This window comes from Caballeronia sp. AZ7_KS35, from assembly GCF_023631045.1.
Classification (GTDB): domain Bacteria; phylum Pseudomonadota; class Gammaproteobacteria; order Burkholderiales; family Burkholderiaceae; genus Caballeronia; species Caballeronia zhejiangensis.
In genome coordinates this window covers 988,725-1,003,144 of sequence record NZ_JALQDV010000001.1, presented here as the reverse complement: position 1 = coordinate 1,003,144, position 14,420 = coordinate 988,725, and the positions used below count along the sequence as shown (strand labels likewise).

12 protein-coding genes and 3 tRNA genes are annotated in these 14,420 nt (G+C 62.0%); 9 read left to right on the top strand and 6 right to left on the bottom strand.

Features of this window, described 5'->3' with window-relative positions:
• Window positions 1-181: 181 nt before the first annotated feature.
• The gene (locus tag NCT05_RS04785) at window positions 182-901 is read right to left on the bottom strand and encodes a DUF4136 domain-containing protein (protein WP_250439267.1); all 720 of its coding nucleotides are present in this window, start codon (window positions 899-901) and stop codon (window positions 182-184) included.
• 223 nt (window positions 902-1,124) lie between these two features.
• On the opposite strand from NCT05_RS04785, the gene pepN reads away from it, so the two are divergent.
• From pepN to NCT05_RS04770, 3 genes are all read left to right on the top strand, one after another.
• A complete protein-coding gene (pepN, locus tag NCT05_RS04780; RefSeq protein ID WP_034471352.1) occupies window positions 1,125-3,842 on the top strand; it encodes an aminopeptidase N in 2,718 nt (905 codons plus the stop codon).
• Window positions 3,843-4,007: 165 nt separating this feature from the next.
• Window positions 4,008-5,027, top strand: coding sequence for a class 1 fructose-bisphosphatase (locus NCT05_RS04775; protein ID WP_008350914.1), 1,020 nt, complete (start codon window positions 4,008-4,010; stop codon window positions 5,025-5,027).
• A gap of 99 nt (window positions 5,028-5,126) precedes the next feature.
• Window positions 5,127-5,202 (top strand) — tRNA-Thr (locus tag NCT05_RS04770).
• A gap of 304 nt (window positions 5,203-5,506) precedes the next feature.
• On the opposite strand, the gene NCT05_RS04765 is transcribed toward NCT05_RS04770, so the two are convergent.
• Complete coding sequence (locus NCT05_RS04765) at window positions 5,507-5,827, bottom strand: hypothetical protein (RefSeq protein ID WP_250501819.1); 321 nt, start codon at window positions 5,825-5,827, stop codon at window positions 5,507-5,509.
• Here NCT05_RS04765 and NCT05_RS04760 point away from each other — a divergent pair.
• Both NCT05_RS04760 and NCT05_RS04755 read left to right on the top strand, forming a co-directional pair.
• Window positions 5,826-5,975, top strand: a complete 150-nt coding sequence (locus tag NCT05_RS04760; RefSeq protein ID WP_008350916.1) for a hypothetical protein — start codon at window positions 5,826-5,828, stop codon at window positions 5,973-5,975. The genes NCT05_RS04765 and NCT05_RS04760 overlap by 2 nt on opposite strands.
• A gap of 234 nt (window positions 5,976-6,209) precedes the next feature.
• The gene (locus NCT05_RS04755; protein ID WP_008350918.1) at window positions 6,210-6,812 is read left to right on the top strand and encodes a chorismate mutase; all 603 of its coding nucleotides are present in this window, start codon (window positions 6,210-6,212) and stop codon (window positions 6,810-6,812) included.
• Window positions 6,813-6,819: 7 nt separating this feature from the next.
• Here the strand turns inward: NCT05_RS04755 and NCT05_RS04750 are convergent, their stop codons facing one another.
• The gene (locus tag NCT05_RS04750; RefSeq protein ID WP_250480370.1) at window positions 6,820-7,965 is read right to left on the bottom strand and encodes an exonuclease domain-containing protein; all 1,146 of its coding nucleotides are present in this window, start codon (window positions 7,963-7,965) and stop codon (window positions 6,820-6,822) included.
• A gap of 640 nt (window positions 7,966-8,605) precedes the next feature.
• Here NCT05_RS04750 and NCT05_RS04745 point away from each other — a divergent pair.
• Entirely contained in the window at window positions 8,606-9,058 is a 453-nt protein-coding gene (locus NCT05_RS04745) for a hypothetical protein (protein WP_250501818.1), read from the top strand.
• Between the two features lie 148 nt (window positions 9,059-9,206).
• Complete coding sequence (locus NCT05_RS04740) at window positions 9,207-10,349, top strand: porin (RefSeq protein ID WP_008350922.1); 1,143 nt, start codon at window positions 9,207-9,209, stop codon at window positions 10,347-10,349.
• 71 nt (window positions 10,350-10,420) lie between these two features.
• Here the strand turns inward: NCT05_RS04740 and greB are convergent, their stop codons facing one another.
• A complete protein-coding gene (gene greB / locus NCT05_RS04735) occupies window positions 10,421-10,972 on the bottom strand; it encodes a transcription elongation factor GreB (RefSeq protein WP_008350924.1) in 552 nt (183 codons plus the stop codon).
• Window positions 10,973-11,144: 172 nt separating this feature from the next.
• Here greB and NCT05_RS04730 point away from each other — a divergent pair.
• Together NCT05_RS04730 and NCT05_RS04725 are read left to right on the top strand one after the other, a co-directional pair.
• Window positions 11,145-11,221 (top strand) — tRNA-Arg (locus tag NCT05_RS04730).
• Window positions 11,222-11,308: 87 nt separating this feature from the next.
• Window positions 11,309-11,385, top strand: a tRNA-Arg gene (locus tag NCT05_RS04725).
• 61 nt (window positions 11,386-11,446) lie between these two features.
• Here NCT05_RS04725 and NCT05_RS04720 read toward each other — a convergent pair.
• Both NCT05_RS04720 and NCT05_RS04715 read right to left on the bottom strand, forming a co-directional pair.
• On the bottom strand, window positions 11,447-11,938 hold the full coding sequence (locus NCT05_RS04720; protein ID WP_008350926.1) for a phage protein NinX family protein: 492 nt from the start codon (window positions 11,936-11,938) through the stop codon (window positions 11,447-11,449).
• Between the two features lie 62 nt (window positions 11,939-12,000).
• Window positions 12,001-14,397, bottom strand: a complete 2,397-nt coding sequence (locus tag NCT05_RS04715; RefSeq protein WP_008350928.1) for a RelA/SpoT family protein — start codon at window positions 14,395-14,397, stop codon at window positions 12,001-12,003.
• Window positions 14,398-14,420 lie beyond the last annotated feature (23 nt).

The window sequence follows — 14,420 nt, the reverse complement described above, 5'->3', positions numbered from 1 at the left end:
AATATATCGCTAATTGACCGAAGCTGCATATATTGCGGCCCGGCGCCGCCGCGATATTTCCCTGTTTAGTCAAGGGCGGCGGGCGTGTTTGAAACATTTCCCGAAGCCGTAAAAGGCAATGCTCACTGCGCATGACGGCAAAAAATTCCGATGCCGTTTTCGCGTCGATGCGACGGCCCGATCAATCGACGGTTTTCGCTGCGGGCGCGGGTGCGACGCTGCGCTCGTTCGGTCCGGCCGACGCGGCCGTCTCGTTCGACATGCCGCCGCTCTTGTCCACCGGCAGCGTCACCGTTCTGACCGTGCCGTTACCGAGCGGAAAGTCCGCCAGCGCGCTGCGCACGAGATACGGCATCGCCTGATACAGCGACGGATCGCCCGTCGCGTTCACCGCCGTCACCTTGTACGTCTCGCGGCCGGTCTTGCGGTCGTTCATGCGGATCTGCAGCGCGTGGGTATAGACCGGATAGCTCTGATCGACGTAACCCGTCGCGCCCCACGAACCGTACGGCCCCCACCCGCCCCACGGTCCGCCCCAGTATGGGCCGGCGCCCCACGGACCGTACATCGGCCACGGATCGTAGTAGACCGGTTGACGCACGGTCACCATGTCGCCGCGAACCGAATAGGCGATCGCGATCTGATAGTTCGCGCTCGCCTCGGGCGCCTGACGGAAGTTGTACTTCGCGAGTTCGTTGGCGACGAGCGTCTCGTAGGTCGTCTGCTCGATGCTGTTCTGCTGCTCGCCCTTGCGCGTGAACGCGTAGGTGCGGGTCGCGTCGCTGCCGCTCCAGTCGGAGAATGCAGTGACCTGCGTCTGCACGTAGGTCGTGCAGCCGGCGAGCCACATCGCCGCCAGCATCAGCGGCCATGTGACGAGCGTCCTGATCGGGAATTTCATGGTCGTCCTCACTTCGTTCAGCACCCTTCTCCGTTATAGACAGCACCGCCTTGCGTCGCATGGCGGCGTCCTTGTTTTGTGGGGTCCACGACGCGTGGCGCCGCCCGATTCACGATCGCCGGGCGGCTTGTACAATGATTCGACCAGGCGCGCACGCGTTGGTGCGCTAAAAGCGCACGCGCGAGACGCCGGCGCCGTTCAATCCAAACATGAAGATCTTGCCATGTCTACCACGACCGCATCCGCTGTGATTCGCCGCCAGGACTACACGCCGCCCGCGTTCCTGATCGATTCCGTCGCGCTCGAATTCGACCTCGTGCCATCGCGCACGGTCGTGAAGAACACGATGAAGCTGCGGCGCAACCCCGACGCCCAAGGCGACGCATCGCGCCTCGAACTGATGGGCGAGCAGCTCGAATTCGTGAGCGCGGCGATCGACGGCGTCGCGCACGCGGATGTCCGCGTCAATGAAAACGGACTGTCCATCGGCAGTATTCCCGCGGATGCTTTCGAGCTTAGCATCGAGAGCATCTGCAATCCGGCCGAGAACACGACGCTCTCCGGACTTTACGTCTCCAGTGGCAACTTCTTCACGCAGTGCGAAGCCGAGGGCTTTCGGCGCATCACCTACTTCCTCGATCGCCCGGATGTGATGGCTACCTACACCGTCACGCTGCGCGCCGACAAGACCGCGTGTCCGGTGCTGCTGTCGAACGGCAATCTGATCGAGGAAGGCGATCTGCCCGATGGCCGCCACTTCGCCAAATGGGAAGATCCGTTCAAGAAGCCGAGTTATCTGTTCGCGCTCGTCGCGGGCAAGCTCGTGTGCATCGAGGAACGCATCGAATCGGGCTCGGGCAAGGAAAAGCTGCTGCAAGTCTGGGTCGAGCCGCACGATCTCGACAAGACCCGTCACGCGATGGATTCGCTCATCAACTCGATCCGCTGGGACGAGAAGCGCTTCGGCCTCGAGCTCGATCTGGACCGCTTCATGATCGTCGCGGTGAGCGACTTCAACATGGGCGCGATGGAGAACAAGGGCCTCAACATCTTCAATACGAAGTATGTGCTCGCAAACCCGGAAACCGCGACGGACACCGACTTCTCCAACATCGAGGCCGTGGTCGGCCACGAGTACTTCCATAACTGGACCGGCAATCGCGTGACCTGCCGCGACTGGTTCCAGTTGAGCCTGAAGGAAGGCCTGACCGTGTTTCGCGATCAGGAATTTTCCGCCGATATGGCCGCCGGCGACGTCGAGGGCGCGGCGAGCGCCGCCGCACGCGCGACCAAGCGCATCGAGGACGTGCGCGTGCTGCGTCAAATGCAGTTCGCCGAGGACGCCGGCCCGATGGCGCATCCGGTGCGCCCGGAAAGCTACGTCGAGATCAACAACTTCTACACGATGACCGTCTACGAAAAAGGCTCGGAAGTCGTGCGGATGTATCAGACGCTTTTCGGTCGCGACGGCTTCCGCCGCGGCATGGACCTGTATTTCAAGCGGTTCGACGGCCAGGCCGTGACCTGCGACGACTTCCGCCAGGCGCTCGCCGACGCGAATCATCGCGATCTCGCGCAATTCGAGCGCTGGTACAGCCAGGCGGGCACGCCGCGCGTGTCGGTGCGCGCAAATTACGACGCCGGGACGAAGCGCTACACGCTGACGCTCACGCAGGGTTACGGCGACGGGTCGGAAGCTGCGCGCGAAACGCAGAAGGGGCCGCTGCTGATTCCGTTCTCGGTCGGCCTGATCGGCCAGAACGGCGCGGACTTGCCGCTGCGCCTCGAAGGCGAGAAGGAACCGAACGGCACGACGCGCGTGCTCGAATTCACGGAGCGCGAGCAGTCGTTCACTTTCGTCGACGTGAACGAGGCGCCGCTGCCGTCGCTGCTGCGCAATTTCTCCGCGCCGGTGATCGTCGAATACGACTATACGAACGATGAACTCGCGTTCCTGCTCGCGCACGACAGCGATCCGTTCAACCGCTGGGAAGCCGGCCAGCGGCTCGCCACGCGCGAGTTGCTGGCGCTCGCCGAGCGCGCGGCCAAGGGCGAGGCGCTCGCCATCGACGATCAGGTGATCGCCGCGTTCGCCCGCGTGCTCGACGACACCACGCTCACGCCCGCCTTCCGCGAGCTCGCGCTGATGCTGCCGTCGGAGAGCTATCTGGCCGAGCAGATGACCGTGTCCGATCCCGCCGCCGTCCACGCTGCGCGCGTGTTCATGAGCCGCCGTCTCGCGTCGCAAATGCGCGACAAATGGCTCGCGACGTACGAAGCGAACCGCACGCCGGGCGAATATCGTCCGACGCCGGAAGACGCGGGCAAGCGCGGCCTGAAGAACCTCGCGCTCGCCTATCTCAGCCAGCTCGACGATCCGCGCGACGCCGTCAAGCTCGCGCAGGCGCAGTACGACGCCGCCAACAACATGACCGACCGCTCGGCGGCGCTTTCCGCGCTGCTGCTTGCGAGCGCGACCAAGGGCGCGGATGCGACCGTCGCGGACGCGGCGCTCGCGGACTTCTATCGCCGCTTCGAGAACGAGGCGCTCGTCATCGACAAGTGGTTCGCGCTTCAGGCGACGCAGCGCGGCGGCCCGGATCGCAAGGTGATCGAGATCGTGCGCAAGCTGATGCAGCATCCGGCGTTCAACATCAAGAATCCGAATCGCGCGCGCTCGCTGATCTTCAGCTTCTGCAGCGGCAATCCCGCGCAATTCCACGCCGCCGACGGCTCCGGCTACGCGTTCTGGGCCGAACAGGTGATCGCGCTCGACGCGCTCAATCCGCAGGTCGCGGCGCGGCTCGCACGCGGGCTCGAACTGTGGCGCCGCTTCACGCCGCAGTTGCGCGAGAAGATGCACGCGGCGTTGAGCGACGTCGCCGCGAAGGCGAAATCGCGCGACGTTCGCGAGGTCGTCGAAAAGGCGCTCGCTGCTTAAGCGCTGTTTCGTCGGGAGTTTCTGGTGTTTAGCGGCCGCCGCGCGAGAACCTCGCGCGGCGGCCGTTCTCGCTTATGGCGGATGCAGGCGGTCGCTGTCACATGGAGCGGCCGGGTCGAGCGGTTAGAATCGTGAATATTCGTCTAACGCTCACGGAGCCTAAGCATGTCCTCCATTTCCAGCCGCACCACGCTCTCGAAGTATCTGATCGAGCAGCAGCGTGAACATCAGAACCTGCCTGCCGACTTGCGTCTGTTGATCGAAGTCGTCGCGCGTGCCTGCAAGCAGATCAGCTATCACGTCAGCAAGGGCGCCCTAGGCGAGGCGCTCGGCTCGGCAGGCAGCGAGAACGTCCAGGGCGAAGTGCAGAAGAAGCTCGACGTGCTTTCGAACGAAATCCTGCTCGAAGCCAACGAATGGGGCGGCAATCTGGCCGCGATGGCATCGGAAGAAATGGAAAAGATCTTCCCGATTCCGAATCGCTACCCGAAGGGCAACTATCTGCTGACGTTCGATCCGCTCGACGGCTCGTCGAACATCGACGTGAACGTGTCGATCGGCACGATCTTTTCGGTGCTGCGTTGCCCGGACGGCGCCGATCCGAGCGAAGCGGCGTTCATGCAGCCGGGTTCGCAGCAGGTCGCGGCGGGCTATGCGGTGTACGGTCCGCAAACCGTCCTCGTGTTGACGACCGGCCACGGCGTGAACTGCTTCACGCTCGATCGCGAGCTCGGCTCTTGGGTGCTCACGCAGCGCGACATGAAAATCCCCGTCGAGACCCGCGAATACGCGATCAACGCGTCGAACAGCCGTCACTGGTATGAGCCGGTGCAGCGCTACATCGGCGAGCTGAACGACGGCAAGGACGGCCCGCGCAAGGAAGACTTCAACATGCGCTGGATCGCATCGATGGTCGCGGACGTGCATCGCATTCTGAATCGCGGCGGCATCTTCATGTATCCGGCCGACAAGCGCGATCCGTCGAAGCCCGGCAAGCTGCGTCTGATGTACGAGGCTAACCCGATGTCGTTCATCGTCGAGCAGGCGGGCGGCGCCGCGACCAACGGCGAACAGCGCATCCTCGATATCGTTCCGACGAGCCTGCATCAGCGCGTCGCCGTGTTCCTCGGCTCGAAGAGCGAGGTCGATCGCGTGACGCGCTACCACGTCGAAAAGAAAAATTGATCTTAGGTATTGCCAAAGCCAGAAAGGCTCTGCATAATCTCACTTCTTCGTTGCTGACGAACTAAACGAACGCAAAAAACGAAGAAAAAAAAATTCGGAGCCGGAATAGCTCAGACGGTAGAGCAGCGCATTCGTAATGCGAAGGTCGGGGGTTCGATTCCTCTTTCCGGCACCACAAGAATTCAGGCAGTTCTAAAAACCCGCGATCACGCATGTGTCGCGGGTTTTTGCTTTTTGCGCCGCGTTTCTCGAAACCCCCGCAATCTTTCGCACTTTCGCAACGATCGCCATCGCGACACACAGGTTTGCGATTCGAACCGAAAATCGGCTTCAGCGATTTCACATTCGGCAGCACCCGCGCGCCTGATTCGTCTTATATGTGCGCTTTCGTACAACAACGAGCCATTTTCCGCTGCGCACCATGAAGCGTCAACGCTGGTTTCCCGGTATCGTTATATCCATAGAGGAAAAGCTACAGTTTAAGTACGCGCTGATGCCTTTCGGGGTAGAGCCCAAGCTGGATGCGGCTCGCGGGGCGGCAGTCGCGACGCGATAAAACGTAGTTTTTGCAGCAACGAATACAGCGGCCGGCAATCAATTACCGAAGCCATTCCGGTCCCGACACGAACGATCATGCGTTGTTGATGAAACGCGCCGATTCGGCTCAAGCAGAAGCGGTGGCGATCCGATAACGCATCTATGGAAGGAACCGTAATCGGCAATTCGGCTGCATGCGGCGGCGCAATAGCCGCATCGACCGTGTTAGCGCAATTGTTGTAGTCATTCAGGAGAGAAATCATGGACGCAAAACCGACGAAAATCCCGACGCCCGACAAGGTGCTTTGTCCGGATCCGGAACCGGTTGGCGTCGAGTTTCTCGCGACGGAGCTGCCCGAGCATGTGCGCGCGTTCTTCGACGAACAGCGCGACTCGGCGCAGTCGAAGTAGGCGGACCCGCTGGATCACGCCGTCGTCGTGAGAACGACGCCCGCCGCGCGCGGCGCACTCGGACCATCCGGTCCGCACATGGCTCACGCCAGGACGCGTCGCGCCTCTCGTTCATGACCGCATCGGGGCGGGTCGTGCGCTACGGCTCGCCTCGTGAAATCCCCTCCGCCAGTTGGCTGCCGTCGTTCCCGTTTGACCGCGGTGCGCTATTCTGGCGCTTTTGCCCGGATACCGATGCGCCGCCGATCGCCCCCTTCTCTCCTCGCCTCCGCCGCGTTCGCCTGTGCGCTTGCGTTCGCCGCGCCCTCTTCCGTGCATGCAGACGGCGACGACACTCCGTTCACCAACCTCATCGCCCTCGTCTCCCAACGGCTCGCACTCGCGGAGCCGGTCGCGCGCTGGAAGTGGGCGCATCACGAGCCGATCACCGATGCGCCGCGCGAAGAAGCGTTGCTCAAGCACGTCGAGGAAAAGGCCGGCGCCGCGCAGGTCGATCCCGAATTCGCGCGTCAGTTCTTTCGCGATCAGATCGAAGCCAGCAAGGATGTGCAGAACGCGCTCTTCGCGAACTGGCGCGCGCTGAAAGCTGCGCCGGAAGAAGCGCCGCCCGATCTCGCCAAGGACACGCGTCCGAAGCTCGATCGGCTGACGCAGTCGCTCGTCTCGGCGCTCGCGCATGTCGAGCCGATCCGCCATGCCGAAGACTGCCCAGTGCGGCTCGCGGAAAGCGTCGCGCGATGGAAGCATCTGACGCGCTACAACTCGTCGATGAACGCGCCGCTCATGCGCGCGCTGTCGCACGTCTGCGCGTCGGGCGGCGTGGGCGCGGTGGGGTGACGGCGCGTCAGATGGCGGACGCGAGCGTTGCGGCGACAAGCGGTGTCGCGACGAGACCGCGCGCGAGACGCTCGCTCAGAATTCGATAAGTGGACAGCTCGAACGCGGGAGAATCCGCGCTTGCGCGCAGCGCGCCGGCTTCCTCGAGCGTGCCGGCCGTGCCGAGATAGCGCCAGTTGTCGATGACATGCCACGCGCGTTGCCCCGATGCCGCATCGCACTCTTCGATCGCGATAGCACCCGCATACGGCCAAGGCGCGCCGCGAACGTCGCCGGAACGCGACTTCGGCGCGCGGTTGTGCGCTGGACGCGCGCTCGCGATCCATTGCGCCTCGGCCAGCAATGCCCCGATTTCGCCGCCCGTCGCCTTCCATTCGACACGACGCACCAGCGCGGCGAGACGCAGATCCTTCGCCGAGCGCCGCGGGCCGACGAGATGCGAACGCACACGCTGACGCAAGCGCACGCTGCGGCCAGCGTAGAGCGGCGCGTCGTCGTCGCCATAAAACATGTAGACGCCGCAGCCCGAAACGATCTGCTCGATCGTGTCCTCGTCGATGTGCGCGGCGAGCTGGAACCGGCGCGTCACGCGTTCGAGATGCGTGCGCATCACATCCGGCGCATGCGCGCGATGCAGGTGCTGCCAGAATTGCCACAGCAAATCGGCATCGGCGAGCGCACGATGCCGCGCCGCCGGCACGAGCGCGTGGCGCGCGACGAGCGCATCGAGACCGTGACGGCTTTCCGCCGGATAAACGGCGCGGGAAAGCTGTACCGTGCACAGCACGTCGGGCGCGAAGCGAAGGTCCACGCGCCGGAATTCGTCCTTCAGAAAGCTGTGGTCGAAGTGTGCGTTGTGCGCGATGAAAAGGCGGCCCTTCATGCGGTCGAGCAAGCCGGACGCCAGCTGCTCGAACGTCGGAGCCTCGCGCACCATTGCATCGGTGATGCCCGTCAACTGTTGCACGAACGAAGGAATCGGCCGCTGCGGATTGACGAGCGATGTCCACTGCGACACGCCCGCCGGCCCGACTTCGACAACGCCGATCTCGGTGATTCGGTCCACGCCGAATGTGCCGCCGGTCGTTTCGAGATCGACGAAGACGATGGGTTCGGAGGGATAAGCGTAGCTTGCGGACGGATCGGGATGCATCGTGAACGGCGAGAGACGGCGGGATGCGCCTTGGATGGAGCGAATGCTGGATTGCCCATTCTAACGCAGCCGGAAGCGGCGGACTTTTACCGGAACAGTCGGTGGGCGGGACGAGTCGGCTTTTTTGGCTAGTTTTTGCTTCAGTTAAAACCACACCATTTTGATAGTTTTCCATTAAGCCGATGCTGAATTTAACGCATCGCAATGGCGGATAACCCTTAAAAGCATTTCCGGATTATCAAGAATACGAGTTTGCGGCCGTCGCGGCTCGCTGAGCCGCAGGAAGGCGAACCTTGCGAGGCTTGGGCGAGGGCCGTTCCGCCGCGCTCGCCCGTGGCTGCCGCCCGCCAGCGTCCATTTAGGGCGCTGACCGTTTTCTCGCTTAGTTAATCGGTCCGCATTAAATGAAAATAGCGCAAGCACGGTTTATCGGCGAAAAAGAACAGCGACGCAACGCGGCTTCTCCTATACCGAACGATATTAAGACTTTAGTGCCTCCGGGCTGCACAGAGCATTATATTAATCGTCAGCGCCTTTCGTCTTGCCCGATTCTCCGACATTAACCGACGTGCAAACTAAGTCGCAACTTAAATGTAATGAAACAAATCGGCGATGATTCCGCTCGACCGATTCGAGCAAGATGCCAAACGCTTGTCGCGTCTTCCTTACTGCGCGCCGCGGCCGCTTAAAAGCTTTCGCGCCGCGGACGCGAAGCCAAGTCCCAGAAGGCTTCGGGCAAAAAAAAGCGCGACCGGGAAGTCGCGCTGACAAAGTTTGGAGATCTTTTTCCGTCAACGAAAAAGTCTGCTTCGGAAAGCAGAGACGACAGTATAACGATGCGGCCCGCATTCATTACCCGCAAAAGCAGCAAACTTCTGTTTCAAATATCTCAACAATCGCATTTCCAGAAGTTTCCCGTTGTTTTCTTGCGGCAATCCGTGTCGCGCATGCGCAACGTCATTTGGTTGACACCGCATCTCTTACGACTTTATTCGCGGATAAACCCTTGTATATAAAGAAAAATACGCGTTCGGTCGATCATTGCCGCATCCACAATGATTTATTGTGGAAATTGGAACGCCTTGCGCTGTAACACCGTCTTTACACTTCGTCTGGTCCGGAAACAAATGTGTCGGTGACGCCGATCCATTGCTCCTCCGCCCGCGCCTCTCGCAGCGCGCCGGAGCGAGGTTTCCTCAAAGCCTGGGTCCCCGGCCCTATCTGCTCTCGGAGTTACAAAGATGAAAAAGACTCTCATGGTCGCCGCCCTGTCGGGCGTTTTTGCGACCGCCGCCCATGCGCAAAGCAGCGTCACGCTGTACGGCCTGATCGATGCGGGCATCACCTACACGAACAACCAGCAAGGCCACAGCAACTGGAAGGCGACGAGCGGTTCGGTCAACGGCAGCCGTTGGGGCCTGCGCGGTTCGGAAGACCTCGGTGGCGGCTTGAAGGCGATCTTCACGTTGGAAAACGGCTTCAACATCATGAACGGCACGAACGGCCAGGGCGGTCGTGAGTTCGGCCGTCAGGCGTTCGTCGGTCTGTCGAGCAACCAGTTCGGCTCGATCACGCTCGGCCGTCAATATGACTCCGTGGTCGACTTCCTCGGGCCTCTGGCTCTGACGGGCACGCAATACGGCGGCACGCAGTTCGCTCACCCGTTCGACAACGACAACCTCGACAACACGTTCCGCGTCAACAACTCGGTCAAGTACACGAGCGCGAACTACGCTGGCTTCAAGATGGGCGCGATGTACGGCTTCTCGAACGAAGCCGGCGGTTTCGCGGATAACCGTGCGTACAGCGTCGGCGCGTCGTACAACTACGGCCCGTTGAACGTTGCTGCAGCGTACATGCAACTGAACAACGTCGGCTCGCCGACGAACAACACGGCCGGTGCGGTCACGACCGACAACACGCCTTTCGTCGCTTCGCGTCAGCGCATCTTCGGCGGCGGCATCAACTACGCGTTCGGCCCGGCAACCGTCGGCTTCGTGTTCACGCAGACGATGCTCGACAACGCGACGCAGCTGACGAACGTCGGCTCGCAAGGCGCTGGCAACATCGCGCTGAACGGCGACAGCATGCGCTTCACGAACTACGAAGTGAACGGCCGCTACAACCTGACGCCGGCTCTGTCGATCGCAGGTGCGTACACGTACACGGATAGCCGTATCGAAGGCGAAAAGCCGAAGTTCCACCAGTTCAGCCTGCAAACGGCGTATGCGCTGTCGAAGCGCACCGACGTGTACCTGCAAGGCGAATACCAGCACATGACCGACCAGGACGGCCTGCCGGTCGGCGCGGTGATCAACGGCGTTGGTATGTCGTCGAACGGCAACCAGGTTTCGGCGACGGTCGGCATGCGTCACCGCTTCTAAGCTTCACAAGCAGTCCCGCTGTAGAAAAGCCGCTCTTCGGAGCGGCTTTTTTTTCGTCGTTGCGCGTCGCTTCAGCGTGGATATCGGACGTCCAGGATGTCGATCTGCTGAATGCCTGCAGGCGTGTGCAACGGCACCGTATCGCCGATCTTCGCCTTTAGCAGCGCGCGCGCGACCGGCGAGATCCAGCTCACGTAGCCGCGATCCAGATCGACTTCGTCGACGCCGACGATCGTCACCGTCTTCACGTCGCCGTCGTCGCCCGCGTAGTCCACCGTCGCGCCGAAGAACACCTGATCGACATTCTCCTGCTTGCTGCTGTCCACCACTTCCGCGAGATCCAGGCGCTTGCCCAGGAAGCGGATGCGCCGGTCGATCTCGCGCAGCCGCCGCTTGCCGTAGATGTAGTCGCCGTTCTCCGAGCGATCGCCGTTCGAAGCGGCCCACGAAACGAGCCTGACGACTTCCGGGCGCTCCGTATCGAGAAGCTGCAGCAACTCGTCACGCAGCCGCTGATGGCCTTGAGGCGTGATGTAGTTCTTCGTGCCCGCCGGGACGTCGGGCTGGCCGAGTTCGAGGTCGTCGTCGGTGTCGTCCGACTCTTTGACAAATGCCTTGTTCATGATGCCGCTCGTTGCCGATTGATGTCGAATTCCGGAATGTACTTGCTTTCGAAACATCAACTTACCACGTCGAGGCCATCTTTCGTCGGAGGCGCATCGACCGAAAATTCGAAATTCTGGCCAAAACCCCTTCCTTTTCAGAATAGGCTTGGCTATAATTCCGCTTCTGCGTGCGGCTGTAGCTCAGTTGGATAGAGTACTTGGCTACGAACCAAGGGGTCGTGGGTTCGAATCCTGCCAGCCGCGCCACCTTTTCGGATGTTCTCGCTCTGACGAGGTCATCAAGCGCTTAACCATTAGCGCGTTGAAGTAACATAGTGTTGTACCGTTTTGCGTGCGGCTGTAGCTCAGTTGGATAGAGTACTTGGCTACGAACCAAGGGGTCGTGGGTTCGAATCCTGCCAGCCGCGCCATCTTTCGAAGGGCCTTCCAGACGGAAGGCCCTTTTTGTTTGTCCCGACCGTAGCGCGCAATCTACTGTCGCGGCACCGAGCCGATATCGCCGATACCCAGGTCCGGCCTCGGCACATCCTCCACCGAAGCCACCGCGCTCGACTCCCCGATCGCCTCAGCCCGCGCGCCGAGCAGCGTCTGAGAACGGCGCGGGAATTCGTCGTCGACGGCATCGCCGAAAGCATGCCGCACGAACGCCCGCAGCAAGGCGATGCGTAGCGACGCGCCGCGCCCTTCCACGGGTTTGCCGTCCTTGCCGAACGTGACGGTGCAGACCACTTCCCCGCGCCCGTGATCGTGCATCTCGAGCTTGCAGGCGCGCTCCAGAACCACGGCCGCTGCATCCCATGACGTCGATGGCAGGAAACGCCCGTCCCAGGGCTTGCCGCGATCGTTGCCGCGAATGGACAGCGTCTCGCCGCTATCGGTGAAGTGGATTTCCCGGATGAATTCGTGCAGCCCGCGCGCGACCCAATAGTCGAGCGTGGCGCCTTCGAGATCGGATGTGTTCATTACGGCGCTCTCTCCTGTTCGTCGAACGACGACAGGCATGCACGCCGCATACCCGCGCCGCGTCAGTAGTCGGCGCGCTCGCGGTCGATGCGCATGCCGCCGTCCTGATTGCGGTGATGCGGTTCGTCGCTCGGACGCTCGCGCGCGATGCGCATCACGTCCGGATTGGTGCGCACGCGGCGCATGACGTTCGCCAGATGCACGCGGTCGCTCACCTGGATCACGAAGCGCAGCAGCTTCGCTTCCTGCGACACGTCTTCGTCCATCGCGATATGCACGATGTTCGCGTCCGCCGACGTGATGTCCGCCGCGACGCGCGCGAACACGCCCTTCGTGTTCTTCACGAGCACCTTGACGGCGACGTCGAACAGACGGCCCGGCTGCGGCGCCCACGCGACGTCGATCCAGCGGCCCGGATCGCGCCGATGGATGCGCTGCGCCACGCGGCATTCGGTCGTATGGATGGCCATGCCGAGTCCGATGCCGATATAGCCCATGATGTCGTCGCCCGGAATCGGTCGGCAGCACGGTGACAGTTGCACCGACATGCCTTCCGTACCCGTGATGACGACCGGCGGCGCGGTATTCGTGTTGTGATGCTCGCGATGCGGGTGATCTTCGTCATCGGCGATGCCGTTCATCAGCACCTCGATGCGCTTGGCCATGACCGCCGCCACGCGCCGGCCGAGACCGATATCGGCGAAGATTTCCTGACGCGTCTTGTTGCCGGTCCAAAGCACGAGCTTTTCCCATACTTCCGGCGTGACGTCGGATAGCGCGAGACCGTAACCCTTGAGACTCTGATCGACGAGCCGCTCGCCCAACTGGACCGACTCGTTCAGTCGCATCGTCTTCAGATAGTGACGGATGGCCGAGCGCGCCTTGCCGGTGCGCACGAAGCCGAGCCACGCGGGATTCGGCTTCGAGTACGGTGCGGTGATCACCTCGACGATGTCACCGCTCTTCAACTCCGTGCGAAGCGGCAGCAGTTCGTTGTTGATCTTCACCGCGACGCACTGGTTGCCCAGGTCGCTGTGAATCGAATACGCGAAGTCGAGCGCCGTCGCGCCGCGCGGCAGCGGCATGATCTTCGACTTCGGCGTGAACACGTAGACGGCGTCCGGGAACAGGTCGATCTTGACGTGTTCGAGGAACTCGCTCGAGTCGCCCGCCTCGCTCTGAATGTCCAGCAGCGACTTGAGCCATTGATGCGCGCGCTTCTGCACGTCGTTCAGATCGGCGCCGCCGTTCTTGTAGAGCCAATGCGCCGCGACGCCCGCCTCGGCGATCTCGTGCATCTTGCGCGTGCGGATCTGGAACTCGATCGGCGCGCCGAACGGGCCGACCAGCGTCGTGTGCAAGGATTGATAGCCGTTCACCTTCGGAATGGCGATGTAGTCCTTGAATTTGCCCGGCACGGGCTTGTAGAGCGCATGCAGCGCGCCGATGCACGTATAGCATTCGAGCGCGCCCTCGACGACGACCCGAAAGCCGTACACATCGAGCACCTGCGAGAACGACAACTGCTTGTCGCGCATCTTCTTGTAGATGCTGTAGATCGTTTTTTCGCGGCCGGTGACTTCCGCGTTGATCTTCGCATCCGCGATGGTGCGCTGCACCGCTTCGAGAATCTTGCCGACCACTTCGCGCCGGTTGCCGCGCGCCGCTTTCACCGCTTTTTCGAGCGTCGCGTAACGATTCGGATTGAAGTTCGCGAACGACAAATCCTGCAACTCGCGATACGTATTGTTCAGACCGAGCCGATGCGCGATCGGCGCATAGATATCCAGCGTCTCGCGCGCGACGCGCCTGCGCTTTTCCGGCGGCACCGCGCCGAGCGTGCGCATGTTGTGCAGCCGGTCCGCGAGCTTGACGAGAATGACGCGCACGTCGCGCGCCATCGCGAGCAGCATCTTGCGGAAGTTTTCCGCCTGCGCTTCCTCGCGATTGCGGAATTCCATCTTGTCCAGCTTGGACAAGCCGTCGACCAGTTCCGCGACCTTGGCGCCGAAGCGCTCCGCGATTTCGGTCTTGGTCACGCCCTGGTCTTCGATCACGTCATGCAGCAGCGCCGCCATGATCGATTGCGCATCGAGCTTCCAGCCCGCGCAAATTTCCGCGACCGCGACCGGATGCGTGATGTACGGCTCGCCGCTCTGCCGATACTGGCCGAGGTGCGCTTCGTCGCTGAAGTGGAAAGCCGCCTTGACTTCCTTGATCTCTTCCGGAGTGATGTAGCTCGCGAGCGCGTTCGTGAGTTTCGCGATGGAAACGACGTCGTGCTTGCGCGGCTGCTCCGGCGTGGCGGTCGGCCCGAACAGATGGCGGAAGGATTGTTCGAGAACCGCGTCGATGTACTTGCGCGCCGCGTGCGGCTTTTCGGCATCGAGCATCGAGTCGGCGTCGACTTCGATATCGGGATCCACGGCGGTGGAGATGGGCAACGGTGTCTGACTCATCTTCCCCTCCGTGGTGATGTGAC